Source organism: Butyrivibrio sp. NC2002 (assembly GCF_000702265.1).
Lineage (GTDB): Bacteria > Bacillota > Clostridia > Lachnospirales > Lachnospiraceae > Butyrivibrio.
Map to the genome: position 1 here is coordinate 317,435 of NZ_KL370880.1, position 23,167 is coordinate 340,601.

Here is a 23,167-nt window from a genome sequence, read left to right on the forward strand (position 1 = left end):
GCACGGAACGCAGAGAAGAGCACATGAGGATATAGTAGGATAGCAGGGAGAGAGCAGCCTGGGAACTCCACTCATCGGTTATCCGAACTGAAACAATTTAAAAACCATAACTACGGCAAAAGGATTTGCCGCGTACACAAACAAGGAGGTATATTATGGTAGTACAACACAATTTAACAGCGATGAACGCTAACAGAATGCTCGGAGTAACAACAGGTTCACAGTCTAAGTCAGCCGAGAAACTCTCATCCGGTTATCAGATTAACCGTGCAGCAGATGATGCAGCAGGTCTTTCAATTTCCGAAAAAATGAGAAAACAGATCAGAGGTCTTGATCGTGCATCCACCAACGCAGACGATGGTGTAAGCGCAGTTCAGACAGCAGAAGGTGCACTTACTGAAGTACACGATATGCTGCAGAGAATGAATGAGCTTGCAGTTCAGGCTGCTAACGGAACAAACAGTGAGACAGACCGTACTTCTATCCAGAACGAGATCGATCAGCTGACAACAGAAATCGACCGTGTTGCTGAGACAACAAAGTTCAACGAGACTTACCTTCTTAAGGGTGGTCAGGGCTACCATGACAAGTACATGGCTGCTCATGACGCAGGTCTTGACGGAACACTTGCAGATCTTGGACAGAAGGGTACATTCACAGCTTATATCAACTCTGATACAGACAAGACTATCGCTGGTAGAGAGTATCACATCTACGATAAAGATAGAGATACTATTGGTAAACTGCAGGCTTCTATCGGAAACGATGGAGCAAATTCAGTAACCATCAATGGTACAACCTATATTAAGGGAACAAGTACAAAGGATGGATCAACCAAAGTATTTAAGTATGGTGAAGATGAGTATTCTGTAGACCAGATCAAGGCAATGGTAGTTGACGGTGCTAAGGTTCGTGTAAACGGAAATACAACACGTACAGCTACAGATGCTAAGCTTGATAAGAACATCACAGTTACAACAGCAAGAGATAAGATGAAGGATGCCCTTACACAGGCTAACAGAATCGGTGTTGATGCTGACAAGCAGAGCAAGGTATCTGTTCAGGTTGACAATGGTAGAGATACAACTAGTGCAGGAAAGATGTTCACATTCTCAATTACTAAGCAGACAGCACATGTTGCTAAGGATCTTGGACTTCAGCTCCACGTTGGTGCAGATGCTGACATGACAAACAAGATCACAGTTGGTGTGCAGGTAATGAGCGCTGCTAACCTTGGTATTCAGGGTCTTAACGTAGTTGACGGATCTGGTACAGCTGCAACTTATGCAATTGATGCCATTGAAGATGCTATCAAGACTGTATCCGAGCAGAGATCTGCACTTGGTGCTGTTCAGAACAGATTAGAGCACACAATCAAGAACGTTGATAACGTAGTAGAGAATACCACAGCAGCTGAGTCCCGTATCCGTGATACAGACATGGCTGAAGAGATGGTTACCTACAGCAAGAATAATATTCTTGCTCAGGCAGGTCAGTCAATGCTTGCTCAGGCTAACCAGTCTAATCAGGGTGTTCTTTCACTCCTCGGCTAATCACGTTAGCGAAATACTACATAGTACATTAAGTACAACCATAGAAAGGGCTCTCCCGCAAGGGGGAGCTCTTTTCAAATAGCGGTATTTCATGATATAATTATCAAAATATTATTTGAATTATGACATGTTCTTTCAGGGGGATTTATGGGTCAGTTACAGGATATGGGCAGGCAAGTCATTGCCAATAATGAAAAGGCAGCAGATACCATCTACCAAAGAAAACCGGGCGGCCCGGAGATGGTTGCACCTGTTATGAAGTTATTGGTTACATTTACGGAGCTTTTGGTACAATACGGAAAAGCAGATGCTGAGCATGCAAGCCAGATGCAGGAGTGGCAGAGAGATTTTTCCAGGCTTGCTGAGGCAAATCAGCAAGGGGATTATATTCTGGTGGCTGATATTCTTCATCATGATCTAAATCGAGAAATTGAAGAATGGATTAAAAAGTGAATTAAGGGTAAGTAGTTTATGACTTTTGAGGGGAGAGAAATAAACGAATTGTATAAGGATGAAAATCTCCGTAAGAAGAATTTTGATGCCTTTGAAGAAAGATATGGTATCAGACCGGAGATTGACAGATATGAAGATAAGAAGTACCGGATTGCTGCCGCTAAAGACGGAGAGCCGGTGCTTTATGTTAATGGAGCCTTGCCTACGGGAGACCTTAGACTTAACAGTTTATATTCTCCAATCTATGAAGCTATGAAATGGGCAGAAAAACAGTCGGTTCCTACAAGACGGACTTCTATTGCACTTATGGGATTTTCGACAGGTGTCTATCTTAGAGCACTTATGGACAGGTTCCGTCCGGATACAGTTTTCTTTATTTTTGAGCCGGATGAGGCTTTGTTTTCTTATGTCTGCGCATTTGCAGATATCACAGATATTATTTCGCATATCAGAATCAGATTATTTGTAACTGAATATCAGAGAAAGACGATGTCGTCTGCTATGCTGGCTGATCTAGCCACATACAGACCGGAAACAAGAGGAATTCTTACACCATTTTATTCAGATAGCAATGAGTTTTCCCATATTTGTCATGAACTTGAGTCGGCAATGGCTTCGGGGAATGATTTCCAAAAAGGGCGTGGAAGAATAGCTCTATTATGCAGGATGTATGCCTGGAATCACATGAATAATGCGTATACGCTGACTGAACTTAAGAAAAATGTGGATGAAAAGATGCCTGCTGTTATCGTAGCTGCGGGGCCATCTCTTAACAAAAATGTAGAGGAGCTAAAAAAGATTAAGGGGCATGCATTTATTTTCTGTACTGACAGAGCATTAAGTGTACTCGATAAACACGATATTGTGCCTGATGTGGTGATATCTATGGATGCTGAGAAAAGCCCGGATTATCTTGACGTAAAGGTGGCAAAGAACGCATATCTTTTATGTTCCTATCAGACAAATATTGAAACTCAAAAATTATTTGAAGGAAGGTGTATATATTTTCATGCCCTTAGGTATGAAATAGAGCTTATAGGCGAACATGTTGGCAGACAGATACCGGATCATGGTGGAAATGTTGCAGGCGCAGCTTTTATCATATGCGAGACCTTGGGAATAAAGAAAGTTATCCTGATCGGCCAGGATCTTGCATTTACAGGAGGGAAACACCACGCAGATGATAAAGAAGAGGGAAATCCTGATATAACCAGAATGATAGTTGAAGGTGTTGATGGTAATCCTGTAGAAACTAACGAGATGTGGATATCCTTCAGGGATTTTTATGAAAGAGAGATAAACCTTCACCCGGAAATAGATGTAATAGATGCTACAGAGGGTGGCGCAAAAATACAGGGTACAAGGATAATGGCGCTTTCCGATGTGGTAAAAGAAATCAGCGACAGCGAATATGATTTTTCAAATGTATTTAATGATATGAAAAAAGCACAGTCACAGGAAGGGCAAAAGATAACCAAAGAAAAGATAAAGGAGTGGGCAGATGACCTGGATTTCATATCCGGCAATTCAAAAGAATTGGAAATAATATGCTCGCAGCTACTTAAAGCCGCTAAATATCACGATATAAATGATGATAAATACTCAAAGAAAAGGAGAAAGCTCGGAGAATTAAAACTTCAGATACATAAAAAAATGGTGTATTCACTTTTGGAAGATTTTTGGATAAGGGATTTGTACAGTATACCCGATATGGTTTTGTTCCTTAGAACAAATGAGGAGGCAATCCCTGTTTTGGAATCAGCTGAAAAATTTTATAAAAATCTGCCTGATGATTGTGAAAGCTTAAAGAATGAAATGATAAAGTCATTGTCTTAGGCTTTTAAAGAAGAACTTTTTTATTACGAATTATAGATGTGATTTTTTAGAGATGGTGGGAAAAGCTATGAATGGCAAGGTACTTACAAAGGATGAGGATGTAAGAAAAAAGAATTTTGAATTATTCAAGGAAAGGTATGGAGTAGAACTGACTATTGATCCTGATGAAGATGACAAATACAGAATGGAAGAAGCTTCGGATGGAGAAATCGTAGTCTATATAAAAAATGCATCACCTTCCGGAGATCTGCGACTTAACAGTATATATGATCCTTCTTACGAGGCTAAGAGATGGGCTGAAAAACAGGAGATGCTAAACAGACGAACAACAATCCTTTTGATGGGCATCTCTACAAGTGTATACTTGCGTGCGCTCATGGCTAAGCTGCGTCCTGACACAGTATTTTTTGTGTATGAACCGGAAGAGAGCTTGTTTTCGTATGTATGCGCATTTGCAGATATGGAGCCTATAATTACTCATCCGAGGGTGCGACTGTATGTCACGGAAGAACAATATAATCAGATGTCGGATAATATAGTCCATGATATGGCTACGTTCAGGCCTGAAGCAAAGGGAATAATTACACCTTTTTATTCGGGAAATGATTATTTTTATAAAATGTGTGATGAAATGTCAATAATGATGGATTCTACAAGTAACTATCAGCGTAGTAGGGGAAGAAATGCCCTAAGATGCAGGATGTTTTCATGGAATCATTTAAGAAACGCATATCTTCTGGCAGATTTAAGGGAGAGGATCCCGGATGATATTCCTTGCATAATTGTCGCTGCAGGGCCATCACTACATAAAAATGTTGAAGTATTAAATAAAATCAAAGGGCATGCATTTATTTTATGTACTGACAGAGCGCTTCTGGTTCTCGATGAGCATGGGATTGTTCCTGATGCAGTAATATCTCTGGATGCTGAAAAAAGCCCTGACTTTATGAGAGCCAAAGTGGCGGAAAACATACCTGTAATATGTTCATACCAGCTAAATGCTGAAACACAGAAACTGTATTATGATCGCAGGATTTTTTACCACGCATTGTCATACGAATATGATCTGATAGGAGAGAAGATTGTAGCTCAAAACGGACTTGATCAGGGCGGTAATGTTGCAGGGGGTGCTTTTACAGTATGTGATTTTCTTGGTATAAAAACTGTTATCCTGATCGGACAAGATCTTGCCTTTCTTAACGGAAGACACCATGCTGATGGAAGAAATGATGGTGCTCCGCAGCTGGATGTAAAAGAGATACCTGGAATTGATGGAAATATGGTTCAAAGTAATGATATGTGGATCGGTTTTAAGAACTTTTTTGAGAGGCAGATACTGATCCACCCTGAGATGAGAGTCATTGATGCCACAGAAGGTGGTGCTCGAATTGAAGGAACCGAAATAATGACACTTCAAGAAGTAGCCGACAAGGTATGCATAAATAATTATGATCTCAAGGCAATATTCGACGATATGCCATTTGCAGAAAGTGACGAAGAATACGAGGCAACACTTAAGGTAGAAGAGCAGTGGATAAAGGACCTGGATATGATAGCGCATAATTCTGATGAACTTGCCATTTTATGTAAACAGCTTCTCAGGATCAGTAAATATCAGAATATAGGAGATCCAGCTGCAGAAAAGAAACTGGTTAAAATGGACAAGCTTAGGCAGGAAATATACATGACCAGGATCAATTCTTTAATGGAAGAATTTTGGATACAGGATCTATATTCCATACCGGATTATACATTTATGGTCAGGAACAATGAAGAAGCTATCCCGGTCTTTGAAAGTGCTATGAAGTTCTTTGAACATTTCCCTGAGGATTGCATGAGCTTAAAGGAAGAATTGCAACAGGCCATGAAGCAGGGAAAGATTGACTGGGAAAAAGAAAAGAAGGGTGAACCAATAGAATAACAGGATGCAGATAAATTATTCAGATGAAATATATGAAAAGAATAGAGATGCATTTCAAGCACGGTATGGCATATTGGTTCCTCAAATTGACGTAGGACGCAGCAAGTATAGCATTGAGGAAGCAAAAAACGGAGAACCTGTTTTATATGTAAATGTAGATGCGTCACATAGAATCCGCCTAAATAGTATATATAACCCTTCGTATGAAGCTTTGGAATGGGCAAAGGGCAGGGAGAAACAGCAGCGGAGAACTTCTGTGATATTGTGCGGGCTTTCTACCGGTGTATATTTGCGTGCCTTATTTAATACATTTAGAGCAGATACATCTTTTTATGTATTTGAGCCGGATGAAAAACTGTTTGAATATATATGCTCCTCTATAGATATTTCTGATCTGATATTAAATAAGCGAATTTATCTTTTTATTTATGATGATCAAAAAAACAGAATGATAGATATAGTGCATAATGATGTGATTTGCAACAGACCGGAAGTGGTTGGTATCATCACTCCTTTTTATTCAAACGATGAGTTCTTTTCCAATGCCTGCGAGCAGATAGGCAGATTAAGTGTAGCTCTTAGGAACTTCAAAAAAACAAGGGGAAGAAATGCACTAAGATGCAGACTTTATGCTTGGAACCACATAGAGGGGAGTTTATTTTTATCTGATCTTGCAAAAGTATTCCCTGACGATATTCCAGCTGTGATCATATCTGCAGGACCATCGCTTAACGGAAATGTGGATGAACTAAAGAAATTAAAAGGTCATGCTTTTTTACTTTCTACAGACAGAGCTTTAAGTACGTTAAAAGAACATGAAATCTTACCGGATGCGGTTATATCTGTTGACGCTGAAAAAAGTGCTGACTATTTGAAATATGCATTTGACAATAAAATACCTGTTATTTGCTCTTATCAGCTAAATATCGATTCGCAACGAAAAGCAAAGGGTAATCTGATATATTTTGATGCCATCAGCTACGAGAAGAAACTTTTTGGGGACAGAGCATCTCTTGGTTCCGGGATAGATATGGGAGGTAATGTTGCAGGCGGAGCCTATGTAGTATTAAAGCTCCTTGGAGTAAAAAAGATTATTTTTGCAGGACAAGATCTGGCATATAAAGACGGGAAACACCATGCTGATGGTATTGAAGATGGCATGGACGGAATAGAAGATAGCATAGAAGTGGAAGGTGTAGATGGGAAAAAGGTTCTAACTACAAAAATGTGGCTCAAATACAGGGACTTTTTTGTAAGGCAAATAAAACAAAATCCTGAAATTGAATGTATCGATGCTACCGAAGGTGGAGCATTCATAGAGGGAAGTAAAGTGATGGCTTTATCAGAGGTTACGAATCTTTTTAAGGAAAAACAATTCCGAATTGAAGATGTATATAAGCAGTTAAACTTTGGGATCAACGATGAATTAGCAGAAAAAGCGAAAAATATAATTAGTGGATGGATAAGCGATCTGGAAGAAATCTCTGACTTGTCCGGGAAATTGGAGAAAAGCTGTAAGACATTGCTTCGACTATATAAAGTGAATCCAAATTCTGAGGAAATGGTCGAAGAACTTGATAGAATGGATGCTTTAAGAAAAAGCTTATATTCACTTGAAATGAATAATATGCTTGAGGAGTTCTGGGTAGAAGATATGTATTCTATTCCGCCAAAAGTAATGTATATGCAAAATGCTTCCGAAGCAAAGACAGTTCTGGAAGAAGCAGAGGAATACTACGGCAATCTGATAAATGATGCGTTGAGTCTAAAAGAAACAATGCAGAAATAAAGGAAATGTGCCGATATATTATTTAGCATATTTTTTCATTATGTCAGAAAGAAGTTTATGAGGGGAAGAATAATGGCTGACAAGATAAGAATGGATTCGCATAAACTAATATACCACCCTGAGAGGGTGGCGGCATGGCAGCGGGGAGAGCTCATTTATCCTATTGAAATGGAAATAGGAATTAGTGGAGCTTGTAATCACCGTTGCATTTTTTGTGCCTTGGATTACATGGAATATCAGCCAAGGATGCTTGATAAGGATCTGCTTATAAGAAATCTTGAAATACTTGGAAAGAAAGGCCTCAAAAGTATCATATATGCCGGCGAGGGAGAACCTATGGCTCATCCTAAGGCTCCGGAAATAATAAATGCAACGAAAAAAAATGGAATTGATGCTGCGATGTCTACAAATGGAGCATTATTTACAGGGGATAAGGCAGCTGATTGTTTAAAATCACTTACATGGGTCAGATATAGCATAGCGGGAGCTACAGATAAGACTTATGAATATATTCATCAGTGTAAGAAAGGTGATTTACAGATAGTATTGAAGAATATGGAAGATACAGTCAGGGTAAAGAAAGACCAAAATCTTTCTACTACACTGGGTGCGCAGCTTCTATTACTTCCTGAGAATAAGGATGAAGTTGTTACACTTGGGAAGATGATGAAGGAGATTGGTTTTGACTATTTTACGGTTAAGCCGTTTTCACAGCATCCTTCAAGTAAGGCTAAGCTTCAAGTGGATTATTCAGAAGCTGAGGAGATAGGTAGTGAACTTAGAACTCTTCAAACGGAGAATTTCAAGATTTATTTTAGATCTCAGTCCATAGAAAATTTGGGGATGGAAAAGCCATATCGTGACTGCTGCGGACTAAATTTCATGGTTTATATGGATTCAGCAGGTGAAGTATTTCCATGCATTGTGTTCATGGGACAGGATAAATATATTTACGGAAACATTAATAAAATGGATTTTGACAAGATATGGGAATCAGATAGAGCAAGGAATATAAGAAGTATCTTTTGCGGTGATTTCATCAAACAAAACTGCCGGAAAAATTGCAGGTTAGATGAAATGAATAAGTACTTGGATGAACTTAGATACCCGGGAGAACATGTGAACTTCATTTAAATGCTTGAAATGATTTGCAGGAAGGTAATCATCTGATTGATTGGTAAGAGGCTGGTAATAATATGAGTGAAAAACTAATTCTGGATGGAAGTAAAGTTTTATATCATAGGGACAGGATTGAAGCATATTTAAGGGGAGAGAGGATTGCGCCTATTACAATAGACTGTGCGCTTACTACAAAATGCACATACAGATGCGTGTATTGCTATGGAAAGATGCAGCTTATAAACCAATTTCCCAGTATTGAGAAGCAGACAGTAATGGATTTTTTGGATGATGCTGCAGATATAGGTGTAAAGGCAATAAGCTTTGTAAGTGATGGTGAATCAACTTGTAATCCCTGCTATGCAGATGCAATTGTTCATGGAAAAGAAAAAGGACTTGATATGGCATTGGGAACAAATGGATTCTTACTTACCGAGGAGTCGCTTGAGAAAATATTGCCTTGTCTTACATATCTTAGATTCAATATATCTGCAGGCGAAAAAGATAGATATATGTACATTCATGGTGTTAATGAGCAGGTATATGAAAGAACTATAGGTAACATCAAAAAGGCAGTTGAAATTAAGCATAGAAAAAATCTTCCGGTGACAATAGGATTACAAATGGTTCTCATGCCGGAATTTGAAGATCAGATCATACCACTTTCAAAACTTGGCAGGGAACTCGGCGTTGATTATTTGGTAATAAAGCATTGTAGTGATGATGAAGATCATACTTTGGGTGTTGATTATACTGCCTACGATAAGATGCTTGAGACTATGAAAGAAGCAGAGACGTACAGTACGGATAACTATCAGGTAAGTGTTAAGTGGTCTAAGATTCAGAGTCATGGACATAAATGTTATAAGTTATGTTATGGAGCACCTTTTATAATTCAGATGTCAGGCTCCGGCTTAGTAGCTCCTTGTGGAATGTTTTTTAATGACAAATATAAAGAATATCATATCGGTAATATAAAGGAAAAACGGTTCAGAGAGATTTGGGAGAGCGATAGATATTGGGAGGTTATGAAGAAAATATCCGAGCCTCCATTTGACACGAATAGAGATTGCGGAACATTGTGCCTGCAACATAAGACTAACGAAGTAATATGGAATATATTGCAGGAAAATGCAGGCAAGATACCTGAGGTAGATAATACTCATTTGCCGCAGCATATAAATTTTATTTGATGGTTTATTGTATTTAGCAAAATGTGTTTGGGAATATATAAATCAGACAGGTGAACAAATGATAAAAGAAATGCCTATAGAGAGTATTGCACTAAAAATAAGGCAGGAAATATTGAAGATGGCAATGGGAGCCGGAGGAGGACATATTGCGCCTTCGTATTCCATGACGGATATAGTGACGGAACTATACTTTGACAATGTTCTAAAGTACGATGCTGCAAACCCCAAATGGGATGGAAGGGATTATTTCATTTTAAGTAAAGGACACGGGGTTCTTGCATTGTATGTTGCTCTTAGCATAGCAGGTTTTTTTTCTAAAGAGCAGCTATATAGTTTTGGAAAAATAGGTTCTGATCTGGGGAGTCTTGCAAGGGCGAATTCTGTTCCCGGGATAGAAGCATCTACAGGATCACTTGGACATGGACTATCTTATGCGTGCGGAATAGCTCTGGCTCTAAAAAAGGATAATCTGACAAACAAGGTATATGTACTTCTTGGAGATGGTGAATGCGAAGAGGGTTCTATTTGGGAAGCGGTAATGTTTGCAGCTCATAATAAGCTGAATAATCTTACGGTAATTGTTGATTACAATAAGCTACAGGCGATGGATTCTATCAAAAACATTATGTCGATCGAGAACTTTTCCGATAGATTTAGAAGCTTTGGATTTGACGCAGTAGACATAGATGGGCACGATTATGCAGAAATAAGAAGTGCACTTTTAGGAGATACATTTATATCGCCGGAACCTATTGATAAACCTAAGGCTATCATTGCACATACAGTTAAGGGAAAGGGCATTTCATTTATGGAAAATGTTCCGATATGGCATTACAGGATACCTAATGATGATGAGCTTAAGATAGCATTACAGGAATTGAAGATGACTAAGGAAGATTTAGGTGATTATGAGAGACTTAGTTACAGAAATGTTATTTGAAGTATGTTTCCTTTTATGGATTATTGGCAGGATGAGGGTAAAGAAAAATGAGAAGCGCCTATCTTGAAACCTTGTATGAACTGGCGGGTAAAGATAAAAATGTGTATGCGATCATTTCTGACAATGGGGCGATCGTATATGACAAATACAGACAGGACTTTCCGGATCAATTTATAAATGCCGGTATATCAGAAGCAAATATGGTTGCAATGGCTGCCGGCATGGCGGAAAGAGGGAAAATACCGTTTGCATATACGATAGGTGCATTTCTTGCTTACAGAGCATACGAATTTATTTTGAATGATGTTTGTATGATGAATAAAAATGTGAAAATGGTTGGAATAGGAGAAGGGTGCTCATATAGTCTTCTCGGGGCATCACACCATACTATATTTGACTTGGCAGTGTTGAGACCACTACCAAATCTTACAATTCTATCTCCGGCAAGTCCGATGGAAGTAAAGAAGAGCGTTCAGGCAGCATATAAAATAAACGGACCTGTTTATATAAGGATTGGAACAAATCGTGAACCGGAGATATATGATACTGATTATGATTTTGCAGTTGGAAAAGGAATTAAATTAAGGCAAGGCACAGACATAGCACTAATCACTACCGGAAGTATTGCCTATGATGTTCTTAAAGCAGCTGATGAGCTGGAAAAACAGGGTATTTCAGCTTGTGTCATAAATATACATACAATTAAGCCTTTTGATGAAGATATTGTTATCAGATCCTGCGTTGAGACAGGTAATGTGTGCGTTGTAGAAGAACATAGTGTTATTGGAGGTCTAGGTAGCGCGGTGGCAGAAGTGGTTGCCAGGAATAATATATATGTGAAGTTTACCGGAATAGGATTGTATGATTTTGTGCATGGATATGGAAAACATGATGAGTTAAAAAAAGATAATGGACTAGGCATAGATGCCATAGTTGATGCGTGCAAAATGGTGGTAAGGGGATAATGAAAAAGCCGGCAGTTTTTCTGGATAGAGATGGAGTAATAACTGTAGAAAGGGGATATGCGATTTCTTCAATAGATGAGCTTGAGATATATTCTTATGCAGAAGAATGCGTTGAAAAAATAAAAGCACTTGGATACTTGACTATAATAGTTACCAATCAAAGTGCTGTGGCTAAGGGGCTTTATACAGAGGAAGAACTAAAAAAGATGAATCAGGCTGTATTAAAGCAAACCGGAGTTGATGCTTTATATTACTGCCCTCATCATCCGCAGGGAATAGTACCCGGTTATTCAAAGGTATGTAGCTGCCGTAAACCGGGGACTGGAATGATAGATAAGGCTTGCAGTGAGTACGATATTGATCTTAGCAGATCATTCATGGTCGGCGATCGGGCCTGCGATATATTATTAGGTCAAAATGCGGGAATAAAGACAGTTTTGCTAAATTCCGGATATGGCGTAAAGGGTTTAGAGGAAGAATGTAACCCAGACATTATTATGGGAGATTTGAGGGATTTTACAGGTTATTTGGAAAAATGTAGTTAACTAATTGTAGTTCGTATGAGGGGGATATTTCATGAAGACTATAGTAACAGGCGGATGCGGATTTATTGGCTCACATATGGTGGACAGATTACTTGCTGAAGGTCATGAGGTAACAGTGATTGATAATTGCAGCACAGGAAGACTGGAAAATCTGGAACATCAAAAGGGAAATCCTGCATTAAAGGTAGTTATAGAGGATATCTGTAATACGGATAAGATAATGCCCTTGTTTGAAGGGATAGACTGGGTATTTCATTTTGCAGCGCTTGCAGATATAGTTCCATCGATTCAACATCCGGATGAATACTTTCACTCTAATGTGGATGGAACATTTTCGGTTCTGCAGGCAGCTAAGGCGGCAGGCATAAAGCGCTTTATGTATACGGCCTCATCGTCATGTTATGGTATTCCTGATAAATTTCCGACTGATGAAAATGCGGATATAAGACCGGAGTATCCCTATGCACTGACAAAGAGACTCGGGGAGGAGCTGGCACTTCATTATGCAAAAGTTTATGGGCTGCCGGTAGTTTCTCTTTGTCTTTTTAATGTATATGGGCCTCGTTCGCGTACTTCGGGGACTTATGGTGCTGTATTCGGAGTCTTTTTGGGACAAAAACTAGCCGGTAAACCATTTACGGTTGTGGGTACAGGCGAGCAGACAAGAGATTTTACCTATGTTACGGATATTGTGGATGCATTTTACACCGCTGCAAAATCTGACGTTGTAGGAGAACGGTTTAATGTGGGAAGTGAGCACACTTATTCGGTAAACAGACTTGTGGAATTACTTGGTGGAACAGAGGAGACAACTGTACATATCCCTAAACGGCCCGGAGAACCGGATTGTACATATGCTGATACATCCAAGATTTCCAGAATGCTGGGCTGGCATCCGCAGGTAACTTTAGAACAGGGCGTGCAGAATATATTGGATAATATAGATTATTGGAAAAAGGCACCTGTATGGACACCAGAGACTATTAAAGATGCGACAGCAGACTGGTTTAAGTACTTGGGAAAATAATTTTCTAAAAACTTATATATGGTAGCTGATGAGGGGGAAGAAATGAAACGGCCGGAAGATAAAATAGTTTCTAGGGAAAATTTTTCAAAGATAAGGGAGAAGCTTAGAAAAGAAGGAAAAAAAGTTGTTCTTTGTCATGGAGTATTTGATCTGATCCATCAGGGACATCTGGAACATTTTGAAGACGCAAAAAGACAAGGAGATGTCCTCGTTGTTTCGTGTACAGCGGCAAGATATGTCAATAAAGGACCGGGAAGACCTTATTTTGGAGATGCTGAGAGGCTTAAATTTTTGGCCAACCTTGAAATAATAGACTATGTCCTTTTAAGTGAGGCTGTAACTGTGCATGAGATAGTCAGGTGCGTTCAGCCTGATGTTTATGCCAAAGGAAAAGAGTATGCGATAGCTCAAAATGATATTACCGGTAATATAGGTAGTGAAGAGGAAATAGTCAGGGAGTATGGCGGAAGTGTGTACTATACAGAAGGAAAAGTGTTTAGTTCAACAAAGCTTCTTAACAATTTTTTCTCTGCGCTTCCAAAAGACGTGATAGATTTCTCGTTATCGTTAAAAAGAAAATATGGTGACGATATAGTAAATTGCATCAGAGATTATATTGAGGGCTTTAAAGATAAAAAGGTTCTTGTTATTGGAGATATTATTTTTGATGAATACACCTTTGTCAATGTGCAAGGGGTAACTATGAAGGATGGTAGTCTTTCAACTTTTTATGAAGATAAGGAAAGATATGCCGGCGGATCACTGGCTATAGCAAGACATCTTTCTGAATTTGCAGGGAAAGTGACATTATGTTCAATTATGGGGAAAGAACCCGGATATATGGAGTTTGTTAATGAATCCATGAAGGGAATTAAGCTTGAAATAATAGAGGACGAACAATTTGTTACACCTGTAAAGCATAGATATGTTAAGGCAAACAAACAAAGACAGGAGTATGACAAGCTATTCTCAGTAAACAGACTTATGAGAAGAAGTGATATCAGAGAATTTGATTATAGTGCTTTTTACAAAAAGTTAAAAAGAATAATACCCGGTTATGATCTGGTTATTATAGGGGACTTTGGGCATGGACTGATTGATCAAAATGCCCGAGATATAATACAGGAAAAGTCAAAATATCTTGCACTTAATGTTCAGACAAATTCCGCCAACATGGGTATGAACCTCATAACCAAATATGACAGGGCAGATTCATTTGTTGTGGATGAAAGGGAGCTTAAGATGGCATTTGGACAGCATTTAGCTGATAAGGACCAACTTCTTTCAAAGCTTCTCAAAAAAATGCATTCTGATTGTGCATGGGTAACAATAGGTGCCAAAGGAGCAATCGGACTTAGACCTTCTCAAAAACAAAAGGCGCTATGCCCTGCTCTTACACTAATGGTAAAAGATACAGTAGGTGCAGGAGATGCTTTTTTCTCTTTAGCAGCGCTTTGCGCAGAATCTAAGATACCGGTAGATGTATCAACAATGATTGCTAATGCTGCAGCAGCACTTAAAACTAACGTATTAGGTAATAAGGATTATGTTCATAAAGTGGACTTAATGAAATTTGTAAGCACAGTTCTTAATGTTTAGCTGTTCATTAAATAAAAGGGAATAAAATGAGAGATTATTACAAGTATATTTCAGACATAAAGGATTTATTGGATAGTGTTGTTATTACAGAAGGAGATATAAAGCTTTCTTATAATGAAGGAATAGAAAGGCTGATAAATTCTTTAAAGGCAACACGTCAAGCGCATAGACAGTTGTTTTTTGCGGGAAATGGTGGAAGTGCAGCTATTGCAGAACATATGACAGCTGATTATCTGAAAAATGCTCAGATGCGTACGGTTAGTTTATATGATAGTCCGGTTCTTACGTGCCTGGGAAATGATTACGGCTATGAATATGTTTTTTCAAGGCAACTTGAGATGATGGCAGAACGGGGGGATCTGCTTGTGGCAATAAGTAGCTCCGGTAATTCTCAAAATATAGTAAATGCTATAGATGTTGTGAAAAAACTTAGAGGGACTGTAATCACTTTTACAGGATTTGAGCCAACAAACAGGGTCAGGAAATTGGGAGACATTAATGTCTATATACCTAGTAGCAAATATGGAAAGGTTGAATCAATACATCAACTAATTATGCAGCAAATTGTAGATGAGATAGCTAGTATGGAGGAAGAATAGGCTGTGAGCGATAATCAGGAAAAGGACCTTTTTGAACAATCTATAGACTCTGTCCAAATCTTTACTGATAAAGGATATATTAAAGAAGCATTTCAAATGGTAGAAGCACTCGAAAAAGCTTATCCAAATAGGAAACAGGAATTACTTTGGCAGAAGGTCTTGATTTATGACAAGTGCGTAGATAATAAAAACGCTTTACTTATTCTTATAGAGCTTTACGAACAGTTCCAAGATAATAATGCGTACGAGATTATCGAAGAAAATTTCTTTATTCCTAAAAAAGCAGAAATGACTAATATGTATAAAAAGAATAAAGACATAGTTGAGAAGTATGATTACTTTTTCGGAAATATTCCGGAAGAGCCGGATTGTATTATCATCTATAGTGATGATGATTTGGTAGTTACTTTAAATGGAGAGAAAAAATCGTTTGCAGGATTTATTAAAACAAAAATGGATGTGGCGAAGACAGGTGATAGTTCAATCTTTTTGGAAGGTCCGATTTTTGAATCACAGATAGAAGAGATAGCACAAAAATGCAAAAGTGAGCGATTTAAAATTGGATGTGAAAATGCTATTTATTTGGCGTTTTCTAAGTGGGAATTTGAAGCATATTTACAGGCTATAGATATTGGAAAGCAAATAAATGATAGGAAATATGTATACCTTGTTGGTAAGGAAGGCATTAATCAATGCTTTGAGGACTCTGGATTTAATATACCGGAAAAAGGATATTGTTTAAATGGACGAGCTCTGTCATTGCGTGATTGCTTTAATGAAATAGTTAAAAAGCAAAGTGACAAAATGAGATTTTTGATCAAAGAGTTAGGAGATATATACAGGAAGAATATAGAGGAATTGACCATTAGAGTAAATGAACATAATCCGAAAATCCTATTTATGACAAGTAGGTTTACAACAGTATTGCAGTACCATGCAAAGAATACAATGGAGGCAGCAAAAAAACATGGATGTGAATGTGAACTTCTGATTGAATCAGATAACATTAAAAGAACAAGCAAATTAAAGTTATTAGAAATTCTTATGGAATTCAAGCCGGATGTGATATTTACATTGGATCATTTCAGATATGAATATGGTGATTGCGTTCCGGAAGAGATAATCTGGATTACTTGGATACAAGATCCAATGGATCATATAATCAACCCTGATACATATAAAAAACTTGGAAAAAAAGATATGGTTATAAACCATTTAATATCCTGGGACTGGTTAAAGCAGCTATATCATGGAAAGCTTATAGATGCGCCGGTTCCTTCCAATCAGGATATTTATAAAATATATGATTTAACGGATGAGGAAATGGAACTTTATGGGGCTGACATATGCTTTGTGTGCCATGCAAGCGATGTGGAGAGCTGGATAGATGAATTTCTGAATGATGGAGTACCTGATGCTGATTCAAAATCTATAATCAGACAAATCTTTAATCAATACTATGAGGATGGAAAGGAAGGCAGATTTTTATATAACAAGAAAGATTTTTCAGAATATATAGAAAAGGAATTACAGAGGGAAAACTACACTATAAGTGAACATGACTTGGAATTTTTGGCAGAAAACATGTATATGTGGTTAAATCAACGTATCTTCAGACAAGTTTTGGCGGATTGGATCATAGATGCTGGCTTTGAGAATATTAAACTATGGGGAAAAGGATGGAAAGAGAGTCCTAAATACAAAAGATATGCTATGGGGGAAGCCCAAAATGGAGAGACTTTATCAAAAATATATCAGGCATCAAAAATAGTCATAGGAAATAACATTATGACTACTGCTGCTTCCAGAACCTGGGAAAGCATGCTTAGTGGTGCATTTTATTTGTCAAATTATATACCTAAGGGTGACGATTTGGTGGATATAAATTTGATCATGCCTGAAGGCACAGTTGTATTTTTCAAAAATAAGCAGGAACTGATAGAGAAAATACATTACTATCTTGAGCATGAAGAGGAAAGAAAAAATATGGCAGAAATCGGAAGGCGGGAAGCTCTAAAACGTATGACATTTGATGCTCTTATTGAAAAAGCATTAAACCGTTTGCCTGAGTATATTTAATAAAAAAAGATAATTAGGAATTTTTATGATACACAAACAGATTTATTGAAACGGTTGATGAGTTGCAAAACCGTATGGTCAACATGTAAAAGAGGGGATTATGGCTGTAGAAGATATTCTTAGATATGGATTTGATAAATTTGATAATAACGAATATGACGAGGCGATATTGGCATTTATGGCAGCTCATCAGGCAAGTTCTGATAAGCAGATGAAAAATGACATTTTTCAGGTTGTAAATGAAAACTTCATTGCTCCAAACGAGGGAGAGTTTAGGAAGGCTTATGAAGAAAACTGCAAATTGCTTCGTGAAAATGAGAAATTACATTTAGTTAGTATCCCCAAATATGAGGAATTATCTTTAAAAATGATCCCTGTTTCCGATTCAAGATTTTATGTCTGGAATGATGAAGAAAAAAGATTCGAAGGTAAGCAGCCGGTAATTGTCGAAGAAAATCTTCAAGATGTCAAAACAAGGATGTTTTCACCAATCTTGATTGATGGTTATTCTGATATACGGGGTATCATTCATAATGGAGAGCAGTCGCGAAATATGAGAGTCTATCTGGTTCTAGGAAATGATCGATTAGTTCGACAGCTATTTTCGTATTTTATTATTCCGGGAATGGCAGAAAAGCTCTTAGAACTAAATGTAGACATATTTGAAGATAAGCAAACTTTCAAAGAATATTTGATAAGTAGCGGAGCATATATTCCACGGCAAATAAAAAGTGATGACTTAGATGAGTATACTCAAATGATGTCGGAAATACATGCGGAGAGAATAAGAGAAAATAGAAAAGGAGACAATGTTTTTTTATCAATCTGTATTCCTTCTTTCAATCGTGGAAAAGAAGCGTTGGAGACGGTCAAAAATCTTCAACAACTTATGTATGATGAAGAGATAGAAATAATATTGTGTAATAACAGTTCAACAAAAGGCGTTGAATATTATGAAAAAATCCGCGAATTATCGGGACAGGATAAGCGCATAATTTATAAGGAAATGCAATCACGATGTTATAGGGACAGCTTTGAGAACGTTATTGGGCTTCCTACTGGTAAGCATGCTCTTTTGTCTACTGATCAGGATCATATGATTATTGAGAAGTTAGACAATGCACTTCAGTATATCTACGATAATTGTGAACTAGGTTTGATATCCTTTGAAACAAAATCAACGATAAGTAAAACAATCTATTATGATCGTGAAAAAAGTACAATTTATGCTGATACATTTGAAAAAATATACCACGCTTGTGGCTCGAATTACCTTACTGGATTATGCTTCAATATGGAGGCAATACGTGAAAATGATTTATGCGAAAAGCTGATAAATAAATATCACAATGAAGATAATCTAATGTATAACGATTATACACATTGTGTGTTTGCAGCATATTTAGTGAAAAATAGTGCATATGCTTTTTCTGCAATGCTTTTATTTACAGATGAAGCTGAACCGGAAAGCTTATATTTTGATAATGGTGAATTTAGATTACAATATATCTTTCCTGAAAGCAGGATGAAAAGGATACGAAATGAGATAGCTATACTGATGGATTTGGAATTGTATTCATGGGATTTTACTTCATGTTTATTAAATGCTTTTTTGGATGTATATAGATTATTAAGAATTGGTTATCAGTTTTATTTTGAAGAAATGATCAAAAAACATAGCTGGGATGACACTTGTGATTATGTTTACAAAGAACAGCTGGATATTATCAATAATGAAAAAGTCATGCAACATGTTGGCAGAGATTATTATAGAAAACAGATAGATGAACAAATAGAAGAACGCTATTTGAAAGAAAAAGCGGATAAATCTTATGTATTAAAAAATTAGTGATTATTATGGCTATAATAATGTAATTAGTCAGGACTTGGAGGGGGATATGATTGACAGACCATTATTTGTTTTTGAGATGGCAAACAACCATCAGGGAAGTGTTGAACACGGAAAACGAATTATTAGAGAGATAAAAGAAGTGTGCAATGATTTTCCGGAGTTTGATTATGGATTCAAATTTCAGTACAGAGATCTGGATACCTTTATACATCCGGATTATAAAGATAGATTTGATGTAAAAAATATAAAAAGATTTCAGGAAACAAAGCTCACTCAGGAACAGTTTGCAGAATTGTTAAATGAACTCCGCAGCTGTGGTTTTAAGGCAATATGCACACCTTTTGATGAAATATCGGTAGATAGGGTTGCAGAGCAAGGATATGATTACATTAAAATTGCCAGCTGTTCATTTACAGATTGGCCCCTACTTGAAAAAATAGCGTCTAAGAACAAACCTGTAATAGCTTCCGGAGCAGGAAGTAGTATGGATGACGTATGTAGGGTGGTTAATTTTTTTACTAATCGAAATATTGATTTTTCACTGATGCATTGTGTGGCTGAATATCCTACGACTAATGCGCATTTGCAACTTAATCAGATAGATTATTATAAAAAATCTTTTCCTAGCATCAGGATTGGATTTTCAACACATGAAGCACCGGACAATACAATGCCGATACGTCTTGCAGTGGCAAAGGGAGCACGAATATTTGAAAAGCATGTTGGAGTACCGACTGATACTATCACGCTTAATGGATATTCGGCGAATCCACAACAGATAAGAGAGTGGTTATTGGCAGCCAGAGAAGCTTATGAAATTTGCGGTATAGAGGGCGAAAGATATCCATCAACGGAAAAGGAACAGGCGGACCTAGCGGCTTTGAGACGAGGTGTATTTGCAAGGAATAATTTAATTCCGGGAAAGCCTCTTGAACCTAAAGATTACTTTCTTGCTTTTCCGTGTTGTGAAGGACAACTTGTTGCAAGTGATCTGTCTAAATACAATAGTATATCAATTAAGAATAATATTGTTCACAATGCTCCAATTATGAAAACGGATATCCTGGAAAAGAATAATACAGAGGAATTATATGGCATATTGAAGGAACTTACACAGTTACTTTCAGATAGTAATGTTGTAGTTCCGGTTGGAAGCGAATGTGAGATATCTCATCACTACGGAATTGAAAAGTTTCATGAGACAGGTGTTGCAATGATAGATTGCGTTAACAGGGAGTATTGCAAAAAAATATTGGCTGTACTGCCCGGACAGTCACATCCAACACATTATCATGTACAGAAAGAAGAAACATTTGTAGTACTGCATGGTGATCTGGAAATCGTACTTGATGGCGAAAAGAAAGTGCTCCATAAGGGAGATCTTATGACTGTTGAGAGAAAGGTAAAGCATAGTTTTGCATCGGAAAATGGATGTGTATTTGAAGAAATATCTTCGACACATTATGCAAATGATTCTTTCTATGATGAAAGAGACAGCTTCGTCAGACCAAGAAAAACTAAGGTACATTTTACAAATGAAATGATGAAGCAGATAAATAGGGAATAGCACTTGCTTTATAAGTGATCACTTGTTGACTATGTTTACTTTGGAATTTGATCGGATTTATCTATGGATAATAAATTTGGTAATAATATAAATTTAAATAGAATTAATCTAGGACAAGCTATTCCTTTGGAATGGCCGTTACTATTACTTGTTGAGTTATCTGGTTACTGCAATTTTGAATGCAAATTTTGCCCGCATGGAACAGAGAATGATAATCTGGTAAAGAACAATATGGATTTTAAACTGTTCAAAAAAATTGTAGAGGAATTAGATCGAGATCAAGCCCATATTGCTAAAATCAGGTATTGTGGAATGGGTGAAATGCTTATTAACCCAAATGCAGTAGATATGATGAGTTATTTAAGAGATGTTGTCAGAAGAGGGAATCTTAATGTTGAGTGCCTTGAATTGATAACTAATGGAAGTCTATTTAATAAGATCAATGCGAAAATGTTATGTGAATCGGTAGATAGAATAGTAATAAGCGTTGAGGGCCTTAATTCAGAAGAATACCAAAGTGTAACTGGGACAGCTATAGATTATGAAGCTTTTTTAGAAGGCATAGTCAATATTTATGCAAATAAAGGAAATTGTGAAATAGTGGTCAAAATTCAAGGTAATTCTATAAAAAGTGAACATGATAAGAAGAAATTTGAATTGCTGTTTGAAGATAAAGCGGATTTGCTTTCGATAGAAAACCTTACAGATATGTGGCCGGGATATGAAACAAAACTTGTAGATACAGATAGGAGCTTTAGATATCATGTTGGTGAGGGTGTTGTAAGAAAAAAAGTGTGTGCGCAAATATTTAAATCATTGCAGATTTATGCGAACGGCGATGTTGTTCCTTGTTGTTTTGATTGGGAAAGGCTTAATTACCTGGGAAATGTGAGAGAAAAATCAATTAAGGAAATATGGAATGGATCCGAACTTCGTAAGCTTATATATAAACATCTTATGTTACAAAAAGACACGTTTGAACCATGCAATACGTGCTATGGAAATGATTATTGTGATATAGACGCGGTAGATGACTATAGGGAAGAAATACTAAAGCGAATGACTTTTTAAAAAGTAAATGTTTAAATGAGGGGGTTAAATGAAAGCAAGATTATTAAATGCGGAAGCACCTGGGGGAAAGCGAGACAATTTGGTACAAAGTTTGCCGCTTTCTACACCATATGTAGTACAGTTTTTTCCGATATATGCATGCAATTTTACTTGTGAATATTGTCATCATTCAATACCAAAGAATAACCGCGAGTTTGTTACTGAATGGCCGGTTATGGAGTACTCATTATATGAAAAATGTATAGATGAATTGGCTGGTTTTCCTGAAAAAGTAAGAACTTTGAGATTTGTAGGAATGGGAGAACCCTTGCTTCATAAAGACATTATTAAAATGATAAAATATGCAAAAGATAAAAAAGTATCCAATAGGGTAGAACTTATATCAAACGGATCATTGTTGTCACATGATATGTCGGATGCACTTATTAGTGCTGGACTTGATAGACTTGTTATTTCACTGCAAGGTACAAGTGCGGAGAAATATAAAAAGGTTTGTGGTGTAGATATTGATTTTGATACTTTTGTCAGCAATATAGGGTATCTTTTCAATAAAAAAATGGATATGGAAATATATTTGAAGATTGTTGATGTTGCACTTGATGGTGATGATGACAGAGAGAGATTTTTTAAGATATTTGGAGATATCTGTGACACAATAGGAATAGAAAATGCAGTTCCGATTTTTCCGGATGTTGAGTTCAATAATGTTTTGAATACAGAGTCGAGAGTAAAAACACAATTTGGTCTTCCTATGAAGAAGATGAATGTGTGTCCTCAGCCATTTTATACTATGCAGATTAATCCTGATGGGAAAATAGTAGGATGCTATGCCGTTTATTATCCCAGAATACTTGGGGATTGTAACAATAGAAGTCTTGAAGATATCTGGAATGGCGAAGAATATATGAAATTTCGTATGGAAATGTTAGACGGGAGAGCTAATGTTTGCAAGTTTTGCAAAGAGTGCAAAATCAATGATTTTCGGATATTTCCAGAGGATAGTCTTGATGAGTATGCTGATGAACTTAAACGCAAATATGAAGAGTTGAAATAAACGGA

At 37.2% G+C, this 23,167-nt stretch carries 18 protein-coding genes; all 18 read left to right on the top strand.

Going from position 1 to position 23,167, the window contains the following annotated elements; translation table 11 throughout:
- Positions 1–155: 155 nt before the first annotated feature.
- On the top strand, positions 156–1,553 hold the full coding sequence (locus T543_RS08520) for a flagellin N-terminal helical domain-containing protein (protein WP_035767588.1): 1,398 nt from the start codon (positions 156–158) through the stop codon (positions 1,551–1,553).
- A gap of 147 nt (positions 1,554–1,700) precedes the next feature.
- Positions 1,701–2,006: a hypothetical protein gene (locus tag T543_RS08525; protein ID WP_035767589.1), complete on the top strand. Its 306-nt coding sequence runs from the start codon at positions 1,701–1,703 to the stop codon at positions 2,004–2,006.
- Between the two features lie 18 nt (positions 2,007–2,024).
- Positions 2,025–3,842 (top strand): motility associated factor glycosyltransferase family protein, encoded by a 1,818-nt coding sequence (locus T543_RS08530; protein ID WP_035767590.1) that lies wholly within the window; start codon positions 2,025–2,027, stop codon positions 3,840–3,842.
- Positions 3,843–3,909: 67 nt separating this feature from the next.
- The gene (locus T543_RS08535; protein ID WP_035767591.1) at positions 3,910–5,763 is read left to right on the top strand and encodes a motility associated factor glycosyltransferase family protein; all 1,854 of its coding nucleotides are present in this window, start codon (positions 3,910–3,912) and stop codon (positions 5,761–5,763) included.
- A gap of 4 nt (positions 5,764–5,767) precedes the next feature.
- Positions 5,768–7,552, top strand: coding sequence for a motility associated factor glycosyltransferase family protein (locus T543_RS08540; protein ID WP_035767594.1), 1,785 nt, complete (start codon positions 5,768–5,770; stop codon positions 7,550–7,552).
- A gap of 72 nt (positions 7,553–7,624) precedes the next feature.
- Complete coding sequence (locus T543_RS08545) at positions 7,625–8,686, top strand: radical SAM protein (protein WP_035767595.1); 1,062 nt, start codon at positions 7,625–7,627, stop codon at positions 8,684–8,686.
- A 62-nt stretch (positions 8,687–8,748) separates the two neighbouring features.
- The gene (locus tag T543_RS08550; RefSeq protein ID WP_035767597.1) at positions 8,749–9,864 is read left to right on the top strand and encodes a radical SAM/SPASM domain-containing protein; all 1,116 of its coding nucleotides are present in this window, start codon (positions 8,749–8,751) and stop codon (positions 9,862–9,864) included.
- Positions 9,865–9,922: 58 nt separating this feature from the next.
- Positions 9,923–10,804 carry a transketolase gene (locus T543_RS08555; protein ID WP_051638646.1) on the top strand — a complete coding sequence of 294 codons (882 nt, stop codon included), beginning with the start codon at positions 9,923–9,925 and terminating at the stop codon, positions 10,802–10,804.
- A gap of 47 nt (positions 10,805–10,851) precedes the next feature.
- Positions 10,852–11,769 (top strand): transketolase family protein, encoded by a 918-nt coding sequence (locus T543_RS08560; RefSeq protein ID WP_035767599.1) that lies wholly within the window; start codon positions 10,852–10,854, stop codon positions 11,767–11,769.
- Positions 11,769–12,314, top strand: coding sequence for a D-glycero-alpha-D-manno-heptose-1,7-bisphosphate 7-phosphatase (locus T543_RS08565; RefSeq protein WP_035767600.1), 546 nt, complete (start codon positions 11,769–11,771; stop codon positions 12,312–12,314). The genes T543_RS08560 and T543_RS08565 overlap by 1 nt, the downstream gene beginning before the upstream one ends.
- A 31-nt stretch (positions 12,315–12,345) precedes the next feature.
- On the top strand, positions 12,346–13,341 hold the full coding sequence (locus T543_RS08570) for an SDR family oxidoreductase (RefSeq protein ID WP_035767601.1): 996 nt from the start codon (positions 12,346–12,348) through the stop codon (positions 13,339–13,341).
- Between the two features lie 42 nt (positions 13,342–13,383).
- Entirely contained in the window at positions 13,384–14,940 is a 1,557-nt protein-coding gene (locus tag T543_RS08575) for a PfkB family carbohydrate kinase (protein WP_035767603.1), read from the top strand.
- A 26-nt stretch (positions 14,941–14,966) separates the two neighbouring features.
- Positions 14,967–15,539 carry a D-sedoheptulose-7-phosphate isomerase gene (locus tag T543_RS08580; protein ID WP_035767604.1) on the top strand — a complete coding sequence of 191 codons (573 nt, stop codon included), beginning with the start codon at positions 14,967–14,969 and terminating at the stop codon, positions 15,537–15,539.
- A 3-nt stretch (positions 15,540–15,542) separates the two neighbouring features.
- On the top strand, positions 15,543–17,618 hold the full coding sequence (locus tag T543_RS08585; protein WP_035767606.1) for a glycosyltransferase family protein: 2,076 nt from the start codon (positions 15,543–15,545) through the stop codon (positions 17,616–17,618).
- Positions 17,619–17,718: 100 nt separating this feature from the next.
- Positions 17,719–19,467, top strand: coding sequence for a glycosyltransferase (locus T543_RS08590; RefSeq protein ID WP_035767607.1), 1,749 nt, complete (start codon positions 17,719–17,721; stop codon positions 19,465–19,467).
- 49 nt (positions 19,468–19,516) lie between these two features.
- Positions 19,517–21,037 (top strand): N-acetylneuraminate synthase family protein, encoded by a 1,521-nt coding sequence (locus tag T543_RS08595; RefSeq protein WP_197023949.1) that lies wholly within the window; start codon positions 19,517–19,519, stop codon positions 21,035–21,037.
- Between the two features lie 63 nt (positions 21,038–21,100).
- Entirely contained in the window at positions 21,101–22,108 is a 1,008-nt protein-coding gene (locus T543_RS08600; RefSeq protein ID WP_035767608.1) for a radical SAM/SPASM domain-containing protein, read from the top strand.
- A gap of 28 nt (positions 22,109–22,136) precedes the next feature.
- Complete coding sequence (locus T543_RS08605) at positions 22,137–23,162, top strand: radical SAM/SPASM domain-containing protein (protein WP_035767610.1); 1,026 nt, start codon at positions 22,137–22,139, stop codon at positions 23,160–23,162.
- The last annotated feature ends 5 nt before the right edge of the window (positions 23,163–23,167 follow it).